The organism is Candidatus Rokuibacteriota bacterium, from assembly GCA_016188005.1.
Lineage (GTDB): Bacteria > Methylomirabilota > Methylomirabilia > Rokubacteriales > CSP1-6 > UBA12499.
Genome location: JACPIQ010000104.1, coordinates 22,689 through 43,192, shown reverse-complemented (window position 1 = coordinate 43,192; position 20,504 = coordinate 22,689). Strand labels below are relative to the sequence as shown.

At 71.7% G+C, this 20,504-nt stretch carries 20 protein-coding genes; 14 read left to right on the top strand and 6 right to left on the bottom strand.

The features are described 5' to 3' along the window. Positions 1–3: 3 nt before the first annotated feature. The 6 genes from HYV93_20515 to HYV93_20490 form a co-directional block, all read right to left on the bottom strand. Positions 4–399, bottom strand: coding sequence for a hypothetical protein (locus HYV93_20515; GenBank protein MBI2528351.1), 396 nt, complete (start codon positions 397–399; stop codon positions 4–6). Between the two features lie 27 nt (positions 400–426). Continuing rightward, on the bottom strand, positions 427–1,623 hold the full coding sequence (locus tag HYV93_20510; GenBank protein MBI2528350.1) for a methionine adenosyltransferase: 1,197 nt from the start codon (positions 1,621–1,623) through the stop codon (positions 427–429). A 178-nt stretch (positions 1,624–1,801) separates the two neighbouring features. Next, on the bottom strand, positions 1,802–2,929 hold the full coding sequence (locus tag HYV93_20505; GenBank protein MBI2528349.1) for a hypothetical protein: 1,128 nt from the start codon (positions 2,927–2,929) through the stop codon (positions 1,802–1,804). Between the two features lie 42 nt (positions 2,930–2,971). Further along, positions 2,972–3,418, bottom strand: a complete 447-nt coding sequence (locus HYV93_20500; GenBank protein ID MBI2528348.1) for a universal stress protein — start codon at positions 3,416–3,418, stop codon at positions 2,972–2,974. A gap of 3 nt (positions 3,419–3,421) precedes the next feature. Then, positions 3,422–3,775, bottom strand: a complete 354-nt coding sequence (locus tag HYV93_20495) for an HPF/RaiA family ribosome-associated protein (GenBank protein MBI2528347.1) — start codon at positions 3,773–3,775, stop codon at positions 3,422–3,424. Between the two features lie 47 nt (positions 3,776–3,822). Further along, positions 3,823–6,510 (bottom strand): cation-transporting P-type ATPase, encoded by a 2,688-nt coding sequence (locus HYV93_20490; GenBank protein ID MBI2528346.1) that lies wholly within the window; start codon positions 6,508–6,510, stop codon positions 3,823–3,825. 179 nt (positions 6,511–6,689) lie between these two features. Here HYV93_20490 and HYV93_20485 point away from each other — a divergent pair, with 179 nt between their 5' ends. From HYV93_20485 to nrfD, 14 genes are all read left to right on the top strand, one after another. Beyond that, entirely contained in the window at positions 6,690–7,391 is a 702-nt protein-coding gene (locus HYV93_20485; GenBank protein ID MBI2528345.1) for a Crp/Fnr family transcriptional regulator, read from the top strand. Positions 7,392–7,416: 25 nt separating this feature from the next. After that, positions 7,417–7,860, top strand: coding sequence for a hypothetical protein (locus tag HYV93_20480; protein MBI2528344.1), 444 nt, complete (start codon positions 7,417–7,419; stop codon positions 7,858–7,860). Between the two features lie 92 nt (positions 7,861–7,952). Then, a complete protein-coding gene (locus HYV93_20475; GenBank protein ID MBI2528343.1) occupies positions 7,953–8,378 on the top strand; it encodes a DUF542 domain-containing protein in 426 nt (141 codons plus the stop codon). After that, positions 8,375–9,199, top strand: a complete 825-nt coding sequence (locus tag HYV93_20470; GenBank protein MBI2528342.1) for a DUF2249 domain-containing protein — start codon at positions 8,375–8,377, stop codon at positions 9,197–9,199. The genes HYV93_20475 and HYV93_20470 overlap by 4 nt, the downstream gene beginning before the upstream one ends. After that, the gene (locus tag HYV93_20465; protein ID MBI2528341.1) at positions 9,196–10,500 is read left to right on the top strand and encodes a hypothetical protein; all 1,305 of its coding nucleotides are present in this window, start codon (positions 9,196–9,198) and stop codon (positions 10,498–10,500) included. Before HYV93_20470 ends, HYV93_20465 begins: the two co-directional genes overlap by 4 nt. Further along, the gene (locus HYV93_20460; GenBank protein ID MBI2528340.1) at positions 10,497–10,910 is read left to right on the top strand and encodes a metal-sulfur cluster assembly factor; all 414 of its coding nucleotides are present in this window, start codon (positions 10,497–10,499) and stop codon (positions 10,908–10,910) included. The genes HYV93_20465 and HYV93_20460 overlap by 4 nt, the downstream gene beginning before the upstream one ends. Positions 10,911–11,113: 203 nt before the next feature. After that, positions 11,114–12,178, top strand: coding sequence for a nitrite reductase, copper-containing (nirK, locus tag HYV93_20455; protein ID MBI2528339.1), 1,065 nt, complete (start codon positions 11,114–11,116; stop codon positions 12,176–12,178). A 195-nt stretch (positions 12,179–12,373) separates the two neighbouring features. After that, positions 12,374–13,516 (top strand): cbb3-type cytochrome c oxidase subunit I, encoded by a 1,143-nt coding sequence (locus tag HYV93_20450; GenBank protein ID MBI2528338.1) that lies wholly within the window; start codon positions 12,374–12,376, stop codon positions 13,514–13,516. Further along, on the top strand, positions 13,510–14,379 hold the full coding sequence (gene cyoE / locus HYV93_20445) for a protoheme IX farnesyltransferase (protein ID MBI2528337.1): 870 nt from the start codon (positions 13,510–13,512) through the stop codon (positions 14,377–14,379). The genes HYV93_20450 and cyoE overlap by 7 nt, the downstream gene beginning before the upstream one ends. A 283-nt stretch (positions 14,380–14,662) precedes the next feature. Further along, a complete protein-coding gene (locus HYV93_20440) occupies positions 14,663–16,243 on the top strand; it encodes a HAMP domain-containing protein (protein MBI2528336.1) in 1,581 nt (526 codons plus the stop codon). Further along, on the top strand, positions 16,233–17,597 hold the full coding sequence (locus tag HYV93_20435; protein MBI2528335.1) for a sigma-54-dependent Fis family transcriptional regulator: 1,365 nt from the start codon (positions 16,233–16,235) through the stop codon (positions 17,595–17,597). The genes HYV93_20440 and HYV93_20435 overlap by 11 nt, the downstream gene beginning before the upstream one ends. A gap of 190 nt (positions 17,598–17,787) precedes the next feature. Then, positions 17,788–18,168: a hypothetical protein gene (locus HYV93_20430; GenBank protein ID MBI2528334.1), complete on the top strand. Its 381-nt coding sequence runs from the start codon at positions 17,788–17,790 to the stop codon at positions 18,166–18,168. Between the two features lie 38 nt (positions 18,169–18,206). Next, positions 18,207–18,965 carry a hypothetical protein gene (locus HYV93_20425; protein MBI2528333.1) on the top strand — a complete coding sequence of 253 codons (759 nt, stop codon included), beginning with the start codon at positions 18,207–18,209 and terminating at the stop codon, positions 18,963–18,965. A gap of 218 nt (positions 18,966–19,183) precedes the next feature. Then, positions 19,184–20,479: a polysulfide reductase NrfD gene (gene nrfD, locus HYV93_20420; protein ID MBI2528332.1), complete on the top strand. Its 1,296-nt coding sequence runs from the start codon at positions 19,184–19,186 to the stop codon at positions 20,477–20,479. Positions 20,480–20,504: the final 25 nt, after the last annotated feature.

The following is a 20,504-nucleotide window of genomic DNA, read 5'->3' as shown; positions in this document are numbered from 1 at the left end:
TCCCTATGGCCCGTCGAGGGTCGACACGGTCACTTTGAGTGCCGCCAGGCGCTTGCCCTGGCGCCGGCCGCTCACGGTGACGAAGTCGCCCACCTTCACCCGCCCCCGGTCCAGCAGCCGCTCCGCGAATGCCCCCGGGAACCCGCCGGACCCGTCAGCCACGCGCTCGGCCAGGCTGAACTCGGTGGTCGGGCTTGTCGCGATGGCCAGGCGCGTGATCCTGGTCTCGCCGCGCTCCAGGCGCCATGGGCCCACCTCGCCCAGCACGAGCGTTCCGGCGCTCGGGTCGACGGCCAGCACCGTCCCCGAGTGCCTCGTGATCTCCTCCGCTCCGGCCAGCGGCGCGACGACAGCGAGCACCGCCGCGACGAGCGACACCATCCGGCTCAGACGCTTCATGGCTCCTCTTCTCCCTTCTCTCGGCGGTCAGCAGACGGGATAGTCCCCCCGGGCGAGCTCGGCACGGAAGGCCGCCATCCGCCCCAGCTCGGCCTCCACCACCTCGCGGATCGTCACCTCCACGTCGGGGAGCCCCATCCCGGGCGGCAGGATCACCTGCACGCCCGTCCAGGGCCGGTCCACGGGGTGGCCGATCCGCGCCGCCAGGGTCACGTACACCTCGAGCAGCTCCGGGCAGCCCTCCTGGACGAGCCGCGCCAGCCGGTGGCTCAGCACGCTGTAGACCTTGCCCGTGTGGGCGACGGGGTTCTTGCCCGCCGCCGCCTCGCCGCCTGTGGGCCGCGAGAACGCGATGAGCCCGTTGGCGCGGTTGCCGCGGCCCACCTGGCCCGAGTCGGCGTCCTCGGCCGAGGTGCCCGTGAGCGTGAGGTAGACACCCTCGATCCCGCGGCCCGGGCGGTCGAGGCTGTTGAGGCTCCACGCGATGGACAGGGGCGCCTGCCCGAAGCGGTGGGCGAGGGCCGCGAGGATCTCGTCCTTCCGCGCGAAGTAGGCGCGCTCCGACGCGGTGAATGTCGCCAGGAGCGGCATGGCCACAGTGACCTCGACGCTGTCGCCCTCGCGCAGGGCGAAGACCTTGACGTCCTGCCCCGTGTCGGGAAACGAGGTCTTGAACGCCGCGTCGTTGAGGAAGGCCTCGACGTCCAGGACGAGGTGGTCCGTCGGGGAGAGCGGTGCGTAGCCGCAGGCGCCGCAGGTGTCATTGGAGCCGATCTCGGCGTCCTGTCTCTCGAAGATCCCGCGCAGTTCGGCCGATCCGGGCAGGAGCAGGCTGCGCGTGCGGAGCCACTTGCCCGGCTCCACGTGAGGCAGGTGGGCGGCAACCCACTCGTCCACGGCCGTCCGCGCGGTCTCCTCCACGGGCAGCGCCGCCCCGTCCACCTCGAAGGTCGCGCGGTCCCCCACCAGGAGCTCCATGGGCTTCGTCTGCTCTCCCCACCCGAAGCCCTTCGCGCACTGGCCCGCGGCGAGCAGCGCCTTGTCGATGTTGTAGTGGGGGATCGCGCCCACCCGCGCGAGGTACATCCGGTTGAGCGCCAGCGAGATCGCCTCGACAAGACAGTCGCAGACCGTGTCGGGGTGGCCGATGCCCTTGCGCTCCACCAGCTCGGTGCGCCGGCGGGCCACGGGAGCATCCTGCAGTGCCTCGATGACGATCGCCATCGCGTTTCCCCGCCGCGGGGCTATGCGCGGATCCGTCTCCTCACCGTCGCACCAGCCGCCAGATCAAGAGCGCGACGAGGAGGACGACGGCCGCCACGACCGCCCATTGATCGCGGATCGCCTCCACCATGCTTCCGCCTCCCTCTCCGCGCCCTCCGGTGCCCCAGCCAGGTCGGTGTCAGAGCGGGTAGCGCAGGAGGGCGGCCATTCCCCCGGCCCGCGCCAGCGCCTCGTGAGGCTCGACCAGGTCGGCGCCACCGCCGGCGGCGATCACCCGGTCGACGCATGCTGCGCCCAGCTCCACGGCGGCGGCCGGCCCGCCGCACCCCGCGCACACGGTCCCGACGCCCCGCCCGACGGCCCCGCACCCGGCGCAGGCGCGCCCCTGCTCCCGGAAGCCCTTGAGGAGATACAGCCGCCGCACCGCGCCCCGGCCCACCGCCTCGAGTGTCGGCCCGACGCCGGCCACGGCGCGCCCGCCCTTGGCCGCCTCGGTCAGGGCCGCGTCCACGGCCGCGCCCAGTCCGGCCTTCTCGAGCTGCACGAGCAACTCGGCGGCGCGGCCCAGGATGGCGCCCATCGCCTCCCGGCGCGCGGCGGACAGCGTGCCAGCCACGCGGTCCAGGAGGCGCGGGGGCAGGTGCTGGCGGAGCGCGGTGATGTTCCGCGGCTCCCCGGCCACCACGATGCGTTCGACGCCATTGCCCTCGGCCAACGCGATCAGGCTCTGGGCCACCGCCTCGAAGTGGCGCCCCCGGTGGTCCTGGATGTGCCGCTGGTAGCGCGACTGGGCGAGCTGCGCCCACCCGCCGCGCCGGTGGTGGCCCGGCACCTCGCTCTCGAGCCGGATCTCCGCGCCGGCGCCCTCTGCGGTGAGCGGCACCAGCCGCGCGCTCTCGCCGTCCACGAAGACGACCAGCGAGGGCGGCGCCTCCTCCAGCGCCTCCGTGAGCGGGGCGAGATGCGGCGCCTCGGCCACCACGAAGGCGTTGTCGAAGGGCACCCGCACGGGCAGGACCTCGCGCAGCCCCGCCGTCCCGCACGCGAACATCGCCACGCCGCGGGCCGCCGGCAGGCGCTCCTGGCTCACCAGGGCCTCGCCCTGGGCCTCGATCCAGCCGAGATCCGGCTCGGCGCACCGGGGGCCCGCCCCCTGCCGCGCCCTCTTCAACTCGTTCTTGAGGAAGAGCCGCACCCGGTCGCGCTGGTGCTCATCCTCCCAGCGGGTGTCCAGGTACACGCTGACCACGGGCGGCGCCACGCTCTTGACCCGGGCCAGCTCTGCCAGCCGCGCCTTGAGCTGCATGTCCGGCTCCATCGTCTCTTCGCGCACCGCATCGGGTACCTGTCAATCCCTGGACCGCCGCGGGTGGAACAGCACCACGGGGACGTCCGACTTCTTGAACACGTGCTCGGCCACGCTGCCCAGCACGGTGCGCGAGAGCCCGCTCCGACCCGCCGTGGTCACCGCGATGAGGTCGGCATCCCAGTCCTCCGCCTCCACGAGGATCTCCTGCTTGGGCTCGCCGAAGCGCACCGCATACTCCACGGGCACGCCCGAGAGCCCGAGCCCCAGCCCGCCCAAGTAGTCCAGCGCCGCGGCCTCGAGCCGCGCCATCTCCTGATCGGAATACGCCACCACCCGGCCCTCGTCGTCCACCCGGTTCTGGGGCATCGGCGCCACGTGCAGGAGGCGCACCGTCGCCGCGGCGCCGCGCGCCGCGTCCCCCACCAGCGGGATCACGGACTCGGCGAGCGCCGACTGATCGAGTGGCACCAGGATTCGCTTCGCCATGGCTCATCCTCCTCCCAGCAGGCGCTTCGCGGCGAAGTACTTCTTCGGCCGCCGGCGCACGTCCCTGTCGCGCTCGCGGTAGCGCTCGAGCTGGCGCTCGAGCACGCCCAGCGCGCCGTCGAAGGCCACCCGGGCCGTGGCCGCGGTGTTCTCCACGCGGATCGCCGGGCGGTACGGCACGCGCACGGTGACGGCGCAGCGAAGCGCGAGGCCCCCCTTGGGCCCGTTGTCGTCGAAGAAGGACACCAGCGCCTTCACCGGCGCCACGCGGAGCGGGCCGAGCGCCGCCCCGATCTGCCTCTCCACGCGCCTCCGGAGCGCGACGTTCCGGTCGATCCCGCTGATCTCGATGGACACGATCCCTCCTCCATTGTCGAGGAGCAACGTCAATGCCAGTTGTGACCTCAAGGATTTCGGGGCATTCCGCGCGCCGCCTCCGGTCCGGCCGGCGAGGAGGTGGGGCGAGGGCACCCCACCCCGTCACCCGAGCGCCGCCAGGCCTTCACCGCCTCGAGCAAGAGCACGGGCCACACGACCGCGCCCATCACCGTGAGCCAGTCCGCGCCGGAGAGGGGGACAGCCCCCAGCACCAAGCGGAGCGGCCGCCAGGACACGGCCAGCCACTGCAAGCCCAGGAGCACCCCCAGAGCGGCCCATGTCAGCCAGTTGGGCGGCAGCCGCCACCACCCCACCCGGTCCGAGCGACAGTTCATGGCCTGGAACGGATGGATCACGACCACCGCGACGAACGCGATGGTGGTCGCGTGAGCCGAAGCCCCCTCCCGCCACACGGCCCACAGGTAGGCGCTCAGCACCCCGGCCGCCAGGAGCGCCCCCTCCACCACCATGCGCCCGCCGGAGCGCCACGTCACCAGCGCCTCCTGCGGGTCGCGCGGCGGCCGCCGCATCACGTCGGGCTCGGGGGGATCGCGGACCAGCGCGACGGCCGGCAAGATGTCCGTCACGAGGTTGACCCAGAGGATCTGCAAGGGCAGAAGCGGCGCCGGCAGCCCCAGCAGGATCCCCACGAGGATGATCAGGATCTCGGAGAGGTTGCAGGAGAAGAGGAAGTGGATGACCTTGCGCAGATTCGTGTAGATGACGCGCCCTTCCTCCACCGCCCGGACGACGGAGGCGAAGTTGTCGTCGGTGAGCACGAGGTCAGCGGCCTCCCGGGCGACGTCGGTGCCGCGGCGGCCCATGGCGATGCCGATGTCGGCCCTGGCCAGCGCCGGGGCGTCATTGACCCCGTCGCCCGTCATGGCGACCACCTCGCCCTGGCCCTGGAGTCGCTGGACCAGCGCGAGTTTCTCCTCCGGGCTGACCCGGCTCCGGATCGCATCCGGCGCCAGCCCGAGGGTGCGTCCGACAGCCTCGGCGGTGACGCGCTGGTCGCCGGTGAGCATGACGGTGCGGATGCCGGCTGCGGCGCAGCGGGCAATCGCCTCCCTCACTCCCGGCCTCACCGGATCCGCGAGCCCCACGAGCCCGAGAAGCGTCAGCTCCTCGATGGGGCCCCCCGGAAGCGCTCCTTCGGGGCGCCAGGCCACGGCCAGCACCCTGAGGCCGTCGCGCCCGAAGGCGCCGTTCGCCTCCAGCAGCGCCTCCCGGGCGGCAGGGTCGAGCGGGATGCTGCCGCCGGCGGCCTCCCACCGGCTCGAGCGCTCCACCACCGCGGCCGGCGCGCCCTTGACGAGCAGCGCGCTGCCACCCCCAGGGGTGTCGTTGAACGTCGCCATGAGTCGCGTCGCCGGGTCGAAGGGCGTCTCGCCCCGGCGGGGCCAGGCCCGAGCGATCTCGCCGGGGTCGAGCCCGGCCTTGAGCGCTGCGACCAGCAGCGCGGACTCCGTGGGATCGCCGTGGAGCCGGAGTCCCTCGGGGCGCCACTCCAGGGCCGCGTCATTGGCCAGCGCCGCCACGGTGAGCAGCGTCACGAGGTCAGGCTCGGCGAGCGGGTCGAGCCGCAAGCCGTCCTCCCGGAACTCTCCCGAAGGGGAGCGCGGGTCAGCCTCCACGGCCAGCGTGCGGCCGCCGAGATGGATGCGCACCACGCTCATCTGGTTCTCGGTCATCGTGCCCGTCTTGTCGGCGCAGATCACCGTGGTGGAGCCCAGCGTCTCCACCGCCGGCAACCGGCGCACCAGCGCGCCCTGCGCCGCCAGCCGCCAGAGCCCGGCCGCCAGCGCCACGGCCGTGACTGCCGGCAGGCCTTCCGGAATGGCGGCCACCGCCAGGCTGATGGCCGTCTCCAGCATGAGCCCCAGCGGCTCGCCGTGAAGGATCCCCGCAATCCCCACCACCGCGCAGATCCCGAGCGCCAGGACCATGAGCCGGCGCCCGAGGGCCTCGACCTGGCGCTCGAGCGGCGTCGCCCTGTCCCCGGCCAGGGCGACCAGCTGGCCGATGCGACCCAGCTCCGTGGCGAGCCCCGTGGCCGTCACGACGCCGAGCCCGCTGCCGGCGACCACTGCCGTCCCGAGGTAGACCATGGTCCGGCGGTCCCCGAGAGGCGTGTCGGGCGCAACACGGGCAGCAGCATCCTTCTCGCCGGGGAGGCTCTCTCCCGTGAGCGCCGCCTCCGTCACGCGGAGTGCCGAGCTTCTCACCAGGCGGGCGTCGGCGGGGACCTGTGCGCCCGCCTCGAGCACGATGAGGTCGCCGGGCACGAGCTGGGCCGCCGGCACACGCAGGACGTCGCCGCCCCTCCGGCATAGTGCCTGGGGCACGGCCAGCGCGCGAAGACGGGCCAGCGATACCCGCGCGCGCCACTCGGAAACGAAGCCAATGACCGCGCCGAGGAGAAGCGCCGCCAGGATCGCCGCGGCCTCCACCCGCTCGCCGAGCAGCCACGCGACGACGGCGGCGGCCAGGAGCAGCAGCACCACCAGGCTCTGGAACTGATCGAGCGCGAGCCTCCACAGCGGGCGGGCGCGGTGCTCGCCCACCCGGTTCTCGCCCACGCGCTCGAGCCGGCGGCGCGCCTCGTCCGGCGCGAGACCCACCTCGGCATGGGTGCCGAGCAGGGCCACCACTTCAGCGTGGTCGAGGGCGTGAGGCGAGAGCCCTCTCCGCGCCTCGCTGGGCGGGCTCATGGGTGAAGGAGGTGCAACGCCGGTGCCACGGGGAACCGACGCCAGCCCGGGACGTTACGGAGAGCGGTCCGAGAGGGTCGCTGGGGCACCACCGCCCCTCGTGAGGCGCCGGCTCCCCCCGGCCGCTCGGGTGCCGGGCCCGTCGAAGTGGCGCGCGCCCCTGTGCTATCCTCGGACCGATGTCCGCTCGCGAGGTACAGGCTTTCCTCAGACAGAGTCCTGTCTTTGCCTCGCTCCCCGCGCGAGAGATCGAAGCCCTCAGCGCCGTCGTCTCCGAGGACAGCTACCGTGCCCGCGAGTACGTCTTCATGGAGAGCGATCCGTCGCTGGCGCTGTGCATCGTCAAGTCGGGGCGGGTGAAGATCGTGAGGCACTCGCGCGCCGGCAAGGACGTGGTGCTGGAGCTGCTGGGACCGGGCGAGCTCTTCGGCGGCGTCGCGGTGATCGAGAAGCGCCCCTACCCCGCCAGCGCCCAGGTGACCGAGCCGAGCGTCGTCCTCAAGATCCCCGCCGAGGCCATCACCGGCCTGTCGGACCGCTACCCGTCCGTCATCAGGGAGATGGCGCTGATGATCGGCCGGCGGCTCAGGGCCGCCCACGACTCGGTCAAGTCCCTCGCCGTGGATCCCGTGGAGGCCCGGCTCGCCGCCACGCTGGTCCGGCTCGGGGAGCGCGAGGGCACCAGGAGCCGGCAGGGGATCACGCTGCCCTTCCACCTGACGCGACAGGGCCTGGCCGACATGACCGGCACCACCGTCGAGACCACCATCCGGGTCGTGAGCCGCTGGCACAAGGACGGGCTGATCCGGGACGACGGCGGCCGGCTCATCCTGACGGACATCGAGGCGCTCCGCGCGCTGGCCCAGGGCGAGGAGCCGTAGACGGTGCGCCGTCACCTCTAGTCCCGTGCCCCCCCTGGTCCGCCGCTACATCAAGACGAGCTTCCTCTTCCTCCTGGCCGGGCTCCTGCTCGGCGCCTACATCCTCGTCGGCGAGTTCGTGCTCGGCCGATATCCCCCGCGGCTCGTGGTCACCGCCCACGCGCACCTGCTCCTCGTGGGGTTCATGCTCATGGTCGTCATGGGGGTGGCCACGTGGATGTTCCCGCGCCCGGGCCGCGAGGACACGCGCTACCGGCCCGAGCTGGCCGAGGCGGTGTACTGGATCATGACGGCCGGGACGCTGCTGCGCGCCGTCGGCGAGGTGTGGGCGGGCTTCTCGTCCGCCCCGCCGCTCAGGCTCGCGATCACGGTGGGTGGGCTCGGGCAGCTGGCTGGCGCCGCGCTCTTCGTCCTGAACATGTGGTGGCGCGTCCGCAGGCCCACCGCGGTCCCGCCGCCCGCCCGCTAGATCGGCTCGTGCCGCAGTTCGCTGTGTATGACGACGGTCATAGGAGGCGCGGCGGAGCGTGTGTAGCCTGGGGCAGAAGGAGGACACAGACCATGGCTCACCCGACGCTTCTCGACGTGCGCGAGGTCCCGCCGCGGATTCGCCACCCCAGGATCTTCGAGACCTTCGACGCCCTGGCAGCCGGCGAGGCTTTCGTCCTGGTGAACGATCACGACCCCAGGCCGCTCTTCTACCAGTTCCAGGCCGAGCGCCCCGGAACCTTCGGCTGGCGCGCCCTGGAGGAGGGCCCCGAGACCTGGCGAGTGGAGATTGCCAAGGCGCTACCGCCAATCACCGGCGAGCAGACGGTGGAGGCTGTCTCGCGTCTCCATCCCGGCGCGCTCGACGTCATGCGAGAGATGGGCATCAACCACTGCTGCGGGGGCCACCTGACGCTCCGCGAGGCCGCAGCCTCGGCGGGCGTCACCCTCGAGGCCCTGCTCGAGGCGCTCCGCCGGGCCGAGGACCCCGCGGCATGATCTCCGCGGAGGAGACGGTTGCCTGCCTCCTGGACGCTCACCCCCAGCTGGTGGAAGTGCTGGCCGTCTACCACCCGCACTTCCAGCAGCTCAGGAACGAGCTCCTGCGCAAGGTCATGGCTCCGCGCGTGACGGTGGCGCAGGCCGCGCGCATCGCGGGAGTGTCGCTGGACGAGATGCTCGGCGTGCTTAGGGGTGCGGTGGGCGAGGCGGCGCCGCCCCCGCACGCTGCCGCCGCTGCCGCGCCGAGCGCGGGGGAGCCCGGGGGCGAGTCGCTCATGCCGCCGGCGCTGGCCGCAGTGCCACAGGCACGGCAGGTGCACGCCGACGTCCGCGAGGACATCGCGCGCGGCCAGGAGCCCTTCGCCCGCATCATGGCTGCAGTGAAGGAGCTCCGCGACGGTGACGTCCTGGTGCTCCGCGCCCCCTTCGAGCCGGTCCCGCTCTACGACGTGCTCGGCCAGCGCGGGCTCGCCCACTGGACGGAGAACCTCGGCCCTGCCGACTGGCGCATATGGTTCTACCGCGAGCCCGCGGCAAGCGGGCCGGCGCCGCAGGGGGCGGGAGCCGGAGGCGCGGCGGCTGGCGGGAGCCACCTCGTGCGCGTCGACGTGCGGGGACTCGAGCCGCCCCAGCCGATGGTGCGTGTCCTCGAGCAGCTCGATGGGCTCGCCGGTGGGGGCACGATCGAGGTGATTCACGACCGTCGCCCGCTCTTCCTCTACCCGCAGCTCGACGAACGCGGCTTCGCCCATGAGACTGACGAGCCCGAGGCCGGGGTGGTCCGCATCCTGATCCGGCGCCGGGGCGCCGCGGGGTGAGGCCCCTCCGGCCGGGAGCCGGCGCGTCGGCCCCCACGCTGCCGCTGCGCTACATGGTCACCGCCTCGCTGGCCTTCGTCCTGGCCGCGGCCGGCACCGTGTGGTTCGCCGCCCCGCTGTCGGGCCACTACTACCAGCCGAGGGTGGTGGCGCTCGTCCACACAGTCACGCTCGGCTGGATCACGCTCACCATCATGGGGGCCAGCTACCAGCTCATCCCCATCGTGCTCGAGCGGCCCATCTGGAGCGAGCGGCTCGCGCGCTGGCAATTCGTCATCCTCTCCGCCGGCATCGCCGGCATGCTCGCCCACTTCTACAACGGGACCTGGCCCGGGCTCGCGCTGGCCGCGGGGGTCGTCGCCGTCGGCGCCACCGTCCATCTGATCAATGCGCTGGCCAGCCTCCGCGCCGTGAAGGTCTGGAGCTTCACCGCGCGCCTCCTGGCCGTGGCACTGGCCGGTCTCGCACTGACCGTCCTCTTCGGCCTCGGGCTGGCTGCGGACCGGATCTGGAAGTTCCTGCCGGGCGGCTTCTTCCCGACCCTGCACGCCCACTTCCACCTGGGGCTGCTCGGCTGGGTGGCCCCCATGATCCTGGGCGTGGCGGCGCGCGTGTACCCGATGTTCCTCCTCGCCCGCGATCCCAAGGGCTGGCCGGGCGCGCTGCAGCTCTGGGGCCTCCCCCTGGGCGGGGCCGCCGTCGTGCTCGGACTCCTCGCCGTGCCGGTGCTCGTGATCCCCGGGGCGCTGGGCGTGGCGGCCGCAGCCGTTGGCCACCTGGTCTGGGTCGCGGGGATGGTGGCGAACCGGAAGCGCCCGGCGCTGGACTGGGGACTCCGCTGCGCCCTCACCGGCACGGCCTTCCTCGTCCCGACCGGCATCATGGGGCTCGGCTTTGCCGGCGGGCTCCTGGCAGGGCCACGGCTGGCCCTCGCCTACGGCGTGCTCGCCCTCGGCGGGTGGGCCTCCCTCACCATCGTCGGCATGCTCTTCAAGATCGTCCCCTTCCTCGTGTGGTATCGCGTCTACGGCCCCCTGGTGGGCAAGGCGCCGGTGCCGACGCTGGCGCAGCTGCCGTGGGCGCTCGGGGAGAGCCTGACCCATGGCTTCCTCTCCGTCGGGGTCGCGGCGCTGGCCGTGGCCGTGGGCGCCGGCGATCCCCTGTGGATCGGCACCGCCGGCGCCATCGTCACGCTCGGGGCGCTGGCCTTCGCGCTGTCCCTGGGCCGTGTGCTGAGGCATCTGGCCCCGAGCCGCAGGACGGGCACCCCCGCCACCACGCTCGGCCTCTCCGCTCTATGAGCCTCTCCGACCGCGCGCCCTTCATCGCCATCTCGGAGACGACCCGCGCCTCCGCGCTCCCGCGGGGCCCGGTGGCCGAGGATCCTGGCTGCGTGGGCGTGCCGGGCGGCTCCGACCAGCGCCCCCGGGTCACGCCCGAGCAGGTGAGGCAGGCGCTCCGCACCGTCTTCGACCCCGAGCTCGGCATGTCCGTCGTCGAGCTGGGACTGGTCTACGACATCGAGATCTGCGAGGGCGGCGTCAGGATCACCATGACGCTCACCACCCCCGGTTGCCCCATCCACGACGTCATGCCAGGCTGGGTCCGCGGCGCCGTGATGGCCATTCCCGGCGTCGAGCAGGTAGAGGTGGAGCTCACCTTCGACCCGCCGTGGACCCCCGATCGCATCAGCCTTTCGCGGCCCCATTGACCTAGGCACATTGCAAGTCCGTCTGCCGGGGCCTCCCCCGCCCCAGCCGGGGCGGCGCTGCCGCCACACCTCCTCCCGCACTGCCTTCACCACGCTCCGCAAGCACCTGATTCAGACAGCTATGCAAACGGCGGGCGGGCGGCACATCGCTTGCATTACCTCCTGGCGGACACCGAACCCAGACTTCCAGGAGGACAACAGAGATGACACGGACGATCGCAGCCATCGCAGGGCTCGCCGCGGCGGGCCTGCTCGTCGTGGCGGTGGCGCCGAAGCCGGGCAGGATCGCGTCGGCGAAGGACGTCGAGGGCACGGACCTGCCGCTGGTGCAGGCGATCCTCACGGCGCCGCCGCTCGTTCCCCCGCCCGTGGACCGCCCCGGTCCCGCGAAGGTCGTGGTGAGCATCGAGACCAGGGAGCACAAGGGCGCGCTCGCAAGCGGCGTGCAGTACACCTTCTGGACCTTCGGCGACACCGTCCCGGGCCCCTTCGTCCGCGTGCGCGCTGGCGACCTCGTCGAGCTGCGCCTGAGGAACGCCCCTGGAAGCGGAAACCCGCATTCCATCGACCTGCACGCTGTCACCGGTCCCGGGGGCGGCGCCGCCGTCACCCAGCTCGGGCCCGGCCAGGAGGGCGCCTTCCAGTGGAAGGCGCTGAACCCAGGGCTCTACGTCTACCACTGCGCGACCCCGCACGTGCCCACTCACATCGCCAACGGCATGTACGGGCTGATCCTCGTGGAGCCGGAGCAGGGGCTCCCGCGCGTGGATCGCGAGTACTACGTCATGCAGGGCGAGTTCTACACCAGGGGCAAGACCCTCCAGCCGGGACATCAACCCCTCGACCCGGCCAAGCTCGGCCAGGAGCAGGCCGAGTACGTGGTCTTCAACGGCCGCATGGGCGCCCTCCTCGACAAGGGCGCGCTCACCGCCAAGGTGGGGGAGACCGTGCGCCTCTTCGTCGGCAATGGCGGCCCGAACCTGATCTCCTCTTTCCACGTCATCGGCGAGATCTTCGACCGCGTCTATCCCGAGGCCGGCATCGGCGGCGCGCCCAACACGAACGTGCAGACGACGCTCATTCCCGCGGGCGGCGCCGCCGTCGTCGAGATGAAGCTGGATGTCCCCGGCCGCTTCCTGCTGGTCGACCACAGCATCAGCCGGGCGATGGACAAGGGAGCGCTGGGCGCCATCGAGGTCAGCGGGCCCGATCAGCCGGCCCTCTTCCGCGTGCTCACCCCCGGCCAGCACGGCAGCGGCGGGCACTAGCGCCCCTGGCGGTGAGGCGCCGTCCGGGCCGGGCCCGGTCGGCGCCCGGAGGTCCACGCTCCTTATGACGTGAATCATAGGGGCGGCCTGCATCTCCTCCTACCCTCGTCGCCATCGGCAGCCGGAGCTCCCATCCACGTGAGGTAGGAGGGCGAGAGCCATGGCGCGCAAGCAGGCCGCACCACGGTCCTGGTGATGGTCTACGTTGCCTGGCGCGCCAACTACCCGCTGAGCGCGGGCGCCTCGTGGGCCGCGCTCGGGCTGGCCTGCATGGGCTCGGCGGCCATGGCGGTGCCCGCCTTCCTGGCCACGGGCCAGCCGTACCTCAACGACTATCTCCCGGTGATCGATCAGCCCTTCTTCTGGGGCGGCCTGGTCCTGGTGGCGGCGGGCGTGAGCCTCCAGGCCGCGGCCTATCTGGCGGCGACCCTCCAGGGGGAGCGGCGCGCGCGGCGCGACGGGGCGCCCCCAGGGACTCCGGAGGGGCTCGCCATGGCGGCGGGGGCCGTGGCCATGCTGCTCTCAGTCGCGGCCGTCGCGCTGGCCTGGGCGCGCCTGGACGCCTCGCTCCCGTTCGGCTACTCGCTCCGCGCTCTCGTCTGGGGCGGTGGCCACATCCTCCAGTACCTGCACGTGACCGGCATGGCCTCGGCGTGGATGGTCGCCATCGCCGTGGCGCTCGGCACCGCCTTCCCGGCGCGCCGCGTCCTCCGGATGCTCCTCTGGGTTCTTCTGCCCTTCATGACGGCGGCCGCGGCCTCGTACCTCGTGTGGCGGCCGGAGGAGTTGCTCATCAACCACCTCATTACCGTCCTCACCTTCGGCGGCCTCGGCGCCGCTGGCGTCCCCATCTTCTTCATGGCGCTGGCCGCCTCGATGGCGGCCCGACGCCCGCTGCCTTGGGCAAGTCCGCTGTTCGGCGGCACGGTGGTCTCCTTCGGGCTCTTCGCCGTGGGCGGCGTGATGGGGATCATCGGCTTCACCCAGGACACGCGCGTGCCGGCCCACTACCACGGCATGGTGGGCGCGGTGACGCTGGCCTACATGGGGCTCGCGCCCATGCTGCTGGAGATCTGCGGCCGCCGCCCGTGGAGCGAGCGTCTCACGCGGTGGCAGCCCTACCTCTACGGCATCGGGGTGCTGGGCATCATGCTCGGCATGCACTGGGCGGGGGGGCATGGCGCTCCCCGCAAGACCTTCGGCTTCACCTGGGCCAGCGCGCAGGTCATCCTGGGCATGAACATCATGGGGGCAGGCTCCGTCCTGGCGATCCTGGGCGGGCTGGCCTTCGTGATCAACACGGGCCTCCCCCTCGTCCCGCGGAGGCGCCAATGCTGATCGCCGCCTACCTCGAGTCGCTCAAGCTCCGTGTTGGATCCTTCATCGGCATGTCCGCCGTCCTGGGCTACGTGGCCACAGCCCCCGCAGGGCTCTCGCTGCCGTCGCTCGGGCTCCTTTTCGTCGTCACCGTGATGGCCGCCGGCGGGGCGGGGGCGCTCAACCATTTCCTCGATCGGGACCTGGATGCCCGGATGCCTCGCACCGCGCGCCGCCCGCTGCCCTCGGGCCGCATCCGCCACGGCTGGCACGTGGTGGCGCTGGGGCTGGGGATGATGCTCCTGGCCGTGAGCCTGGCCCTCTGGCAGCTCAACCGGCTGGTGGCGCTGCACGTGGCGCTCGGCGCCTTCACCTACGTGGTCGTCTACACGATCTGGCTCAAGCGGCGCTCCTGGCTCAACGTGGTCATCGGGGGACTGGCCGGCTCCTTCGCGGTGCTCGCCGGTGGCGCGCTGGCCCGCCCCGAGCTCTGCCTGCCGCCGGTGATCTTCGCCGCCGTCCTCTTCTTCTGGAGCCCGTCGCATTTCTGGTCGCTGGCCATCGCCTACAAGACCGACTCTGCGGGGGCCCTGATCCCCATGCTCCCGGCGGTCAAGGGGGAAGCCCGCACCGCCCGGAGCATCCTCCTCAACACGCTGGGGCTCCTGGCCTCGAGCCTGCTCCCCTTCGCCCTCGGCATGCTCGGCTGGGCCTATCTCGTCGGGGTGGTCGGCGGCGGCGGACTCCTGCTGGGTCGCAACCTTCAACTCGCGAGCCGGCCGGCGGACCGGCGGCTCGCCTTCGCGAACTTCCACGCCTCGAACCTGTTCCTCCTGCTCCTGTTCCTGGGCGTGGTCATCGACGTCGTGGCTCGACGCTGGTAACGGAGACCCTCGTCCCTCCGCTCGCCGTTCCAAGGAGGTCGTCACGAGACGCGCGCTGTCCCCGTTCACGGTTCTCCTCTTCACCGCCGCGTGGGCCGGGGACGCCCTCTCGACCGCTGCGCCGGCTGCCACGGGGTGCTGCGCAAGGGCGTCACGGGGTCCAAGCTCCTGCCCGGGGAGGTGTAGGCCACACGAATCAAGCGCATACGCTCATGCGGCTGGCAGGCCAGCTTCCTGCTAAGGTAGGGGTTGACCCGAGACAGCAGGGAGGGCAAACCGAAGCGTGCGCGCGGGAATCGGCCGGCGGATCAACATCGCCATCGGGGCGGGATTCGTCCTCGTGCTCGTGGTGGGCGGGATCTCCGTGCTACTGGCCTGGACCATCTCCGCGGGAGTGGAAGAGGGACGGCAGCGGCAGCACGAGGTCGAGGCCATCAATCGGATCCACGACACCGTTCACCACTTCGTCGCTCACCTCCACCTGGCGCTCCTGGGCAATGCCGCGCCCGGGCACCCGTCTCCCGCAGAGATCCTCGACGAGCTGAAGCGGCGGATCGCCGCATACGATGCCTTCGAGCGGACCCAGGGCAGCGACGAGGCGCGCCAGGAGCTGATCCGCCTCTCGCAGCTACGGGCCCTGGTGACTGAGCTCGAGCTCGCCTCCGGAGCGGTGCTCGAGGCCCTGGGCCGAGCCCAGCCACCCACTGCCGCCGAGGTGGTGGCCATCAACGATCTGGCCCATGAGCGGGTCGCGGGAATCGTCGAGGAGCTGCACGCCGTACACCAGCGGAAGGTCGAGCGCGCCATCGACGGAACCCAGCGTCGGATGTTCCTGATCTCGAGCCTCTACGTGATGTTCGCGCTGAGCGGCGCATCGCTTCTCCTCCTGGGCAACCGCTTCCTGTCCCGGCGCCTGGTCTCGCCCATCGGCCGTCTCGCCCGGGCCGCCCTGCGCGTCGCCGCCGGTGACCTCTCCGCGCGCGTTCCCGTCCGCTCCGGGGACGAGGTGGGGCACCTCTCCCAGGCGTTCAACGTCATGACGGAGCGGCTGGAGGCGCACGAGGCCGAGCGGTTGAACTTCCAGGCGGAGCTCGAGCGGCAGGTCAAGGAGAGGACAAGCAAGCTCGAGGACACGGCAGCGAGACTGCAGGCCACGCAGGCCGAGCTCATCCGGTCCGAGCGGATCGCGGTGACCGGCCAGATCGCGGCCAGGGTGACGCACGAGATCCGCACCCCCCTCAACTCGCTCACCATCAACGTCCACCTCCTCCGCCGCGAGCTCTCGGCGGAGGCCGCGCCGCCTCCCCTGGGCGAGATCCTGGCCGCCCTCGTCGGCGTGGAGTACGAGATCACCCGCATCAACCGGACCCTGGAGGAGTTCGTCAATTTCGCCCGTCTGCCCCGGCCCCGGCTGGAGGACGTCGAGGTCGTCCCGCTGGTCGGGGAGATCCTGGGGCTCCTGGGGCCCCGGGCGGCAGCTGCTGGCGTCGGCGTCGACTCCCGGGGGGCGACCGTGTCTCCGGTCAGGGCGGACCCGGATCAGCTCCGCCAAGTGCTCCTCAACCTCGCCCACAATGCCTTCCAGGCGATGCCCACCGGCGGGAGCCTGGGCCTGGAGGTCGGACAGAACGGCGAGTGGGTGGAGATCACGGTCACCGATTCGGGGTCCGGGATCCCCGAGGCGCAGCAGGAGCTGATCTTCGTCCCCTTCGTCAGCACCAAGGCGGACGGCCTCGGCCTGGGGCTGCCCATCGTCCGGCGGATCGTCGAGGAGCACGGGGGCACCGTCACCTGCCACAACCGGGCCGAGGGCGGCGCCGCCTTCATCGTCCGCCTCCCGGCGGCGAGGAGCCATGAGCGCTGAGCGGACGGACCACGTCATCCTCGTGGCCGAGGACGACGCCCGGACCCGGGAGAGCCTGAGCCGGGCCATGACGCGGGCCGGGTACCGAACCCTGACGGCGCCGGACGGCGCGAGCGCGCTGGCCCTCCTGGCGACGGAGCCCGTTGACGTCCTCCTCACTGACCTCAAGATGCCCCGTGGCGACGGCCTGGCAGTCCTGGAGCGGGTGCGCGCCGACTTCCCCGACACCATCGTGGTCATCCTCACCGCCTTCGGAACGGTGGACGTCGCCGTCGAGGCCATGAAGAAGGGCGCCTACGATTTCCTCACGAAGCCGATCCACCTGGAGAAGCTGGAGCTGCTCCTCCACCACGCCCTCGAGTCCCGGAGGCTGGCCCAGGAGAATCGCGAGCTGAAGCTGCGCCTGCGCGAGACGGCCGGCCTCAAGCATCTCCTCGGGAGGTCGGCGCCGATGCAGCGCCTGCGAGAGGCGATCCAGCAGGTCGCCGCCACCGACGCGGCGGTGCTGGTCCTCGGCGAGACCGGGACCGGGAAGGAGCTGGTGGCCCACGCCATCCACTACGGAGGCCGCCGGGCCGACCGCCCCTTTGTGAAGGTGTCCTGTGCCGCCCTGCCCGAGGGGCTGCTCGAGTCGGAGCTGTTCGGCCACGAGCGGGGCGCCTTCACCGGCGCCCAGGATCGGAGGAAGGGCCGCTTCGAGCTGGCCCACGGGGGCACGCTGTTCCTGGACGAGGTGGGCGACATGAGCCCCCCGACCCAGGCCAAGCTCCTTCGCGTCCTCCAAGAGCAGGAGTTCGAGCGGGTGGGGGGCGGCGAGACGCTCCGGGTCGATGTCCGGGTCATCGCGGCGACGAACCGCGACCTGGAGGGCCTGGTCGCCGAGGGCGCGTTCCGCGACGACCTCTTTTACCGGCTCAACGTCGTTCCCCTCCCCGTGCCGCCGCTGCGTGATCGGGCCGAGGACATTCCCGTGCTGCTGGCTCACTTCCTCCGCGTCTTCGCCGAGCGGTGGGGGAAGTCGGTCCCCGAGGTGACCAGCGACGCGCTGGCGCTCCTCTGCCGCTACGCCTGGCCCGGCAACGTCCGCGAGCTCCAGCACGTCACCGAATCGATGCTCGTCTTCTCGAAGGGGGGGCCCATCACCGCCCCCGATCTTCCCGCCGCCGTGCGGGGCGACGAGCGAACCGCCGAGGCGGGCGAGCGCGCGCCGAGCGCTACGCTGCGCGAGCTGGAGCGCCAGGCCATCGCGCGGACGCTGTTGGCGACCGGGGGGAACCGGCGGAAGACCGCCGAGATCCTGGGCATCGGCCTCAAAACGCTCTACCGCAAGATCCAGGAGTTCGCCCTCCCGTAGCCTGTCGTTTTGACCGGCCCCCGGCCACCGGTCGAGTCGTCTTGACCGATCCGACGTTGCAGCTCCCCCCGGGCGTCGCCCCAGTCGTGTCGCCCAACCTCCCGCTCCGGAAGGGGTCTCACGCCTCGTTTCACGCCGGGGCCTTGCCACCTCCGAATCTGGCCCGACCTGTGCTGCCCGTGAAGGCCCGATGGTTCAGCCAGAATCGGTGCTGGTGGTCTCGCCTGATGCAACGAGCCTAGAGGGCCTGACGCGGGCCCTGACGGGGAACGGGCTCCTGGTGGCCCGGGCGCTCGGCTGGCCGGAGGCCGAGTCCCGGCTCCGGCGCCTCCCGGTGTCCGTGGTGGTCGCCGACCTGGAGGAGCTCGGGCCGGAGGAGCTCGCCCAGGTCCGCCGGCTGCGGTCGGAGTTCCCCAACCTCGGCGTCATCGCGCTGGTCTCGATCTCCGGTCCGGAGGTCCGGGCGGCGGAGACCCAGGGGCTGGTGCGGGCGGTCCTGGAGAAGCCCATCGCCATCGCCCGACTGGAGGAGAGCGTCAAACTGGCCCTGGCCCGAACGGTGTCGCCGTGACGGTCTCGAGGGCACGACGGAGAAAGGGAGGACGAACGATGAAGTCCACCGTGATCGTTTGGATCTGCGTCTGGCTCATGGCCGCCGGACTCGCCCTCACGAACATCGCCGCGGCGCAGGGCCCGTCGCCGAGCAGCGTGGCCGTGGGGGGGAAGCTCTACGACAAGTGGTGGAAGGCGGTGGCCGGCGTGAAGGAGCCCGCCGGCAATCATCCCTTGTGGGCGACGCAGACCACCAACAAGCGGAAGGGGCTGGATACGTGGCGGTGCAAGGAATGTCATGGCTGGGACTATCGGGGGACGGATGGCCTCTACGGGTCCGGCTCCCACAAGACCGGGTTCCCGGGGGTCCTGGCCGCCCAGGCCAAGAGCGTGGATCAGCTCAAGGCCATCCTGAAGGGCTCCACCAATCCCAAGCACGATTTCTCTCCGGTGCTGGATGAGGCTGCGCTGACCAACCTCGCCACCTTCCTGAAGCACGGGCTGGTCGATCTGGCCAGCGTTGTTGACGCCAAGACGAAGAAGCCGATGAAAGCGGACGTTGCCCATGGCAAGCAGTTGGCCATGGTTTGCACCGCCTGCCACGGTCCCGAGGGAACCAAGCTGAACTTCGGGAAGCCGGCCGAACCCGAGTATGTGGGGACGGTGGCCAACGAGAATCCCTGGGAGTTCATCCACAAGGTCCGTTCCGGCCAGCCAGGGTCGGATCCACCGATGCTCACCGGAGTGGAGCTGGGGTGGAGCCTGCAAGATGTCCTCGACATCCTGGCCTACTCGCAGACCCTGCCGGAGAAGTGAGCGGGGGTCGCACGCCGCGGCCGGAGGGCTGGGTGCCGGGCGTGCCCTCGGAGTGCGGCGAAGCGCCCCTGGTTCACGGTTCAGACGGGGGTCGAGTACCGGGGGACCGACTTCGAAGCACGAGGCTCGGCGGTCGGCTGGCGAAACGAGCTGTTCGGGAGACTCTCGATCAGCTACGAGTGACCCGGCAGGGGCCATCGCCGTGGCGGAGGCGATGCATGGAGCGTCCCACCTTCAGGGGCTCGCAGCTGCCTGACCCGCTCGCCTGCCTCAAGTCCGAGTCGTCGCCCGGGCCCCGGGGACGGGAATGCTGTCTCCCCTTGATCGGCGGCCGGAAGGTATACTCGCTGCTCCTCGGATTCACGCTGGCGATCTTCCTCCACTCCCTTCCCGCGAGAGTGGGGCTGGCCTCCGCGCGGATCGGCGATCACGTGACCTGCGCACTCTTCCTCGTCAACTTCATCTTCTTCATTGGAGCCGGGGCGGGGGCCATCGTCGTCGGGACGATGGCGCACGCCCTCGGAGGTGAGCGGGCAAGGCCGGTGGCCCGTATCGCCGAGTTGGGCGCGATGTCGAGCCTGCTCGTGGCGACGGTCTTTCTCGCGCTGGACCTGGGTCAGCTCGGACATTTCTGGCACCTCCTGAGCGGGATCCGCTTCACCCGGGTCCCGGGCTTCCACCTGATGATCCTCGCCACGTACCTGGCCAACGCCCTCGCCCTCGGCTACCTCGCCACCCGCGCGGACCTGCTTCTCTCGCTCGCGCCGCGGCTGCCAGCACGCATGGTCTACCGGCTGGTGGCGCTCGGCCTCGCCCTCGCGTACACGACCCCGGCGCGCGGGCCGACCCTCGGCCAGCTCACCGTGATCCTCGTCCCGGCGGTCGTGCTCCTGCATTCGGTCCCGGCCTGGATCATCGGCCTCCTGGACGCCGAGCTCGGGGCGTACGCTGTCGCCGTCGCGGCCCTGTTCTACGTCTCCTCCCTGGCCTCCAGCCTGGCGCTCGTCGTCGTCACCGCGGTCGTGAGTCGGGCGTTCCTCGGGTTCCAGGTGAGCGAGCACATCATCCTCGGGCTGGGACGCGTTCTTCTCCTCCTCGTCCCGATCCTGGGGTATAGCCTCTTCCTCGAAATGCAGCTGGTCATCGCGACGCGGGAGCCGGCGGGTGCCCATCTCTTCGCGGAGCTGGTGAGAGGCGCCTATGCCCCGTTCTTCTGGTTTGCGCTCCTGGGAGGGGTGATGGCTCCGTTCTTCCTGCTCGCGCAGCCACGGGGTCCGACGACAGCCCGGATCGGGCTCGCGGCCCTCCTGGTCGTGGTGGCCGTACTGGTCGAGCGATGGAGCTTGGTCATCACGACGGCCCTCGGCCACGCACACCCGCTCTACGGCAACGGGGGGTACGCGCCGAGACCGTTCGAGGTCCTGGCGACGCTGGCGGTCTACGCGATCGGGCTCCTGGCCTGGGTGCTTCTCGGCCGGACGGCGCCGCCCAGCGAGCCGGCGATCTCTCGCTGAGCGTCAAGGGCGCGCCCAACGGAGG